This window comes from Priestia sp. P5_B4 (assembly GCF_056400385.1).
In genome coordinates this window covers 1-3,910 of sequence record NZ_JBFULJ010000339.1, presented here as the reverse complement: position 1 = coordinate 3,910, position 3,910 = coordinate 1, and the positions used below count along the sequence as shown (strand labels likewise).

The 3,910-nt window shown below is 38.6% G+C and carries 3 protein-coding genes; 2 read left to right on the top strand and 1 reads right to left on the bottom strand.

Features of this window, described 5'->3' with window-relative positions; all coding sequences use genetic code 11:
• A partial coding sequence (locus tag AC1DRF_RS18825) for an aminotransferase-like domain-containing protein (RefSeq protein ID WP_477741389.1) occupies window positions 1-1,010 on the bottom strand: 1,010 nt, incomplete at its 3' end.
• A 150-nt stretch (window positions 1,011-1,160) separates the two neighbouring features.
• Here AC1DRF_RS18825 and AC1DRF_RS18820 point away from each other — a divergent pair.
• A complete protein-coding gene (locus AC1DRF_RS18820) occupies window positions 1,161-2,078 on the top strand; it encodes a DMT family transporter (protein ID WP_477741388.1) in 918 nt (305 codons plus the stop codon).
• A 295-nt stretch (window positions 2,079-2,373) separates the two neighbouring features.
• Window positions 2,374-3,705, top strand: coding sequence for a polysaccharide biosynthesis protein (locus tag AC1DRF_RS18815; protein WP_013083768.1), 1,332 nt, complete (start codon window positions 2,374-2,376; stop codon window positions 3,703-3,705).
• Window positions 3,706-3,910 lie beyond the last annotated feature (205 nt).

Below are 3,910 nucleotides of genomic sequence, written 5' to 3'. Positions count from 1 at the left end.
CTCGTAAACATGCCGCTTTTTAAATAAATTTCAAGAGCACCTTGGGAAAGCGCTGAACTATTAAAATCTGAACTGAATTTATATCGTAAAAAGTTGCTATTCATTAACGAAGGAAGCACGACAGCAGCAATACGTAACCCAGGAAGAAAGATTTTCGAAAAGCTTTTAATGTAAATAACTCGTCCACAAGGATTAAAAGAAAATAAAGGATCTGATTTTGCATCGGGATCAAGATCGCCCAAAAAGTCATCTTCCACTATATATACATCGTATTTTTCGGCTAGCTCCACGATTTTTTTCTTTTCGAAATTTGTATAACAATGCCCAAGAGGGTTGTGAAATCTTGGAATAATGTAGAAAAATTTTATATCATTATTTCGAAAAATGTACTCCAAACGATCAAGATCAATACCTTTCATCGATAGCTCGATCCCAAAAGTAGTAGCTTGGTGCAGCGTAAGAGACTCGATAAAACCGAAATAAGTGGGCTGTTCAATTAGGATATTATTTTTTTCATTTGGAAAGGGCATAGAAACTAGTAAGTGAAGAGCTTGCTGAGACCCGGATACAACAACTAACCTTTCAGCTTGAGTGAACACCTGTAGGTTCTGCAAGTGTTTCACTAACTGTACCCGCAATGAGTAAGAGCCTTGTTGATCAGAGTATGTAAAAAGCTCTTCTTTGTAGTGTTCAATCGCTTGGTTTATACAATGCTGAAATTCAAGATAAGGCATAACGTTTTTATCTGGACCAGCAGACAAGAAATCAATCACTTCATTTTCATTCGTCCTATGTTGAAATTCTGCCACAACGTAGTAGCCGCTTTTAGGAACAGAATAAATTAAATGCTCTTTTTCTAGTTCACTGTACGCTTTGATAACGGTATTCTTGCTGCACGAAAAATGTTGAGAGAGTCGGCGAACAGAAGGGAGTTTACCACCTGCAATAAGCGATCCATTTGCTAGGCCAAGCTTAATTTCTTCCATGATTTTCAGATATTTCAAACTCATAGGTCATACTCCTTTAATTTGTACCCGTACAGATAGGTAAAAGAATGATTTATTTTACTAGTTGTCCTGCGCTATCCTTTTAATTATATCAGAACTTTTTTTAGAAAAATGGTATAGTTCTGAAAAATAAAAAGACAGGGGTAGGGTAAGATGCAAAAAGAAAGTAGAGAGAAAATGGGCTTATTGTTGGGGTTAATAGGCGTTATCTGTTTTAGCTTAACCCTTCCTTCTACAAGCATTGCAGTCAAGTATTTCGGCACGACAGTAGCCGGTTTAGGAAGAACAGCTATAGCTGCTGTTTTAGTAGCTGTGATATTGATTGTACGAAAAGAAAAATTCCCTTCTCTCCGCCAATTTAAAAGTCTGCTGATCGTCGCTTTAGGCGCAGTTTTAGGGTTTCCTCTGCTCACTTCCTGGGCAATGAAATCATTGCCTGTTTCTCATGGAGCGGTTGAACTCGCTCTTTTACCATTAGCCACAGCCGGTTTTGCGATGTTTAGAGGGGGTGAACGCCCTTCTTTAAAATTCTGGGTCTCAAGTATAATCGGTTCGACAGCTGTTATCGTGTATGCTCTTCACCTTGGATTCGGTCAACTGCAGTTTGCTGATGCAGCTTTACTAGCAGCGGTGCTGATACTTGGACTGAGCTATGCAGAAGGAGGGGTGTTAGCAAGAGGATTAGGCAGCTGGCAAGTAATTGCTTGGGCCATTATCATCGGTGCACCATTTTTTATGGTTCCAGTAGGACTAAGCATTACAGCTGAAATGCTCCATGCGCCTTTACAAGCGTGGGTTAGTTTGATTTATCTCTCAGTAGTGAGTCAATTTTTAGCATACGTTGCTTGGTACAGCGGGATGGCTATGGGTGGAATAGCCAGAGTTAGCCAGGTTCAATATTTACAGCCATTTTTAATGATTTTGTTTGCAGCTCTATTTCTAGGTGRAACAATTACACTTTTTACTCTTGCTACAGCAATAATTGTTGTCTTTTCGGTTGTACTAGGCAAAAACGCTTCGGTGTCAAAAAAAGAAGTGCATCCACAGAAAATAGTGAATAAAGACGCTTAACTGATATGTGAATTTGTTATATTAAAACCACATGCTCTATTCCCTTTAGCAATCGCCAGGTTCATTCAGTCTCCTGTTTTCCTATGTAAGTCTCAAGAGTCAAAGTATAAGAAATGAATGAATTTCCTATATGAAAAAGGTATATAACGGTTTTTTTTCACATAGGTTGAACATTATACAAGAACTTGTACACCGAAAAAATACAATTAGACAAATAATTCGTATTGGGCTTGTCATATACATAGAGAGAAGAGGTAGTGATGAAAAAGGACGGGAGATAGAAGGAGATAACGAGATGAACACTTTTTTGAAAGGAACGTTTATTCTAGCAGGTGCTGCCTTTGCAGGAGAGTTAATTGAATTTCTTGTAAATATGGTACTTGCTAGAGAATTAGGAAGGGAAGGCATGGGTATGTACATGACGGTTCTTCCTATCATTTTTCTTATTGCTACCGTAGCCAACTTAGAACTGCCTATTTCTATTTCTAAATTTTTGGCTGAACATCATCGTAAAGAACATCAGCATATGATGAAGCATGCCACCATTTTTGCGACTGCTGTGAGCTTGGGAATCTTTTTTATTACACTGGCCGTATTAGCAGCCTTTCCATTTTTTAGTCACTATCATCCTTATTTAAAATGGGTTGTACTATGTTTCATTCCGGTTGTTTCGTTTTCAGCGGTGCTTCGTGGATATTTTACGGGTAAAAATAACATGACGACTATCGCTGTGTCTAATTTTATCCGCAAAGCCTTTCAGCTAACGATTTTATTTATTGTTTTTCAAATGTTTGCTTTCACAGATGTTAAAATGTCGCTGTTTATTGCGATTTGTACGCTAATTGGGACCGAAGCTGTTATTTTGCTTTATTTTTTTATCACGTATGTTACCCAGTTAAGTGTTTTATCAAGAGGGCACAGACCTCTGCTTTCTCCAAGTGAGATTCGGAAAAAGCTGTTAGGTGTCTCACTTCCGACCACGGGACTGCGTTTATTTAATGCGGTATGTAATGCTATTCAGCCGTTTTTAATCAAACACGCGCTCGTTTTATCGGGTATGACTTTAACCGGGGCAACGCAGCATTTTGGTATGCTAACAGGGGTAGCGATGTCGATTGGCTTTTTTCCGGCTTTCTTTGCTCATTCTCTTTTAGTAGCACTAATACCTGCTGTATCTGAAGCTCATGCGAAAAATCAGGAAGAACAGCTTCAAAGACTTTTGACTCAAAGTATGCAAATGACATTTTTATATGGGATTCCGTCTATAGTGGCGATGTATTTCTTTGCTGAGCCGCTTACTAACTTGTTTTTTCATTCTACAGAAGCCGTGTACTACCTAAAGGCTTTATGGCCGTATTTTCTTTTTCACTTCTTTGCCGTCCCGCTTCAAGCTTATTTAATTGGCCTTGGCTATGTAAAAGATGCTTTTTATCATACGATTTGGTCTCATATTGTATCTTTTTCCCTGATGTTTTTCTTAGGATCACAAACAAATATTGGCATGCAGGGAATTATTATCGGGATGAACTGTGGCGTGGTTGTCCTGACCGTTCTGCATTATGTAACGATTTGCAAAGTCATTAACGTTTCCTTTTTTTCACTTAAGCATAAAACGCATTTATCTTAAAAAAACCTCCAACAGTGAAGTTGGAGGTTTTTTGGTTACCAGTTATTCATAATAGAGCTAAACAGTGTAGCAGGGTCTTGTCCGCCGCCGCCTGATAAGTATTTCGTTGTTTGCGTAGAATTAGCATTATCAAAGCCAGCGTGAATAGAAACGACTGCATCATCGGTATACCCGACAAACCAAGCATCTTTGACATCGTTGGTTG

What these genes read in the sequence shown, in the direction of transcription:
- AC1DRF_RS18815 (WP_013083768.1), top strand. Translation starts at nt 2,374, where the DNA reads ATGAACACTTTTTTGAAAGGAACGTTTATTCTAGCAGGTGCTGCCTTT.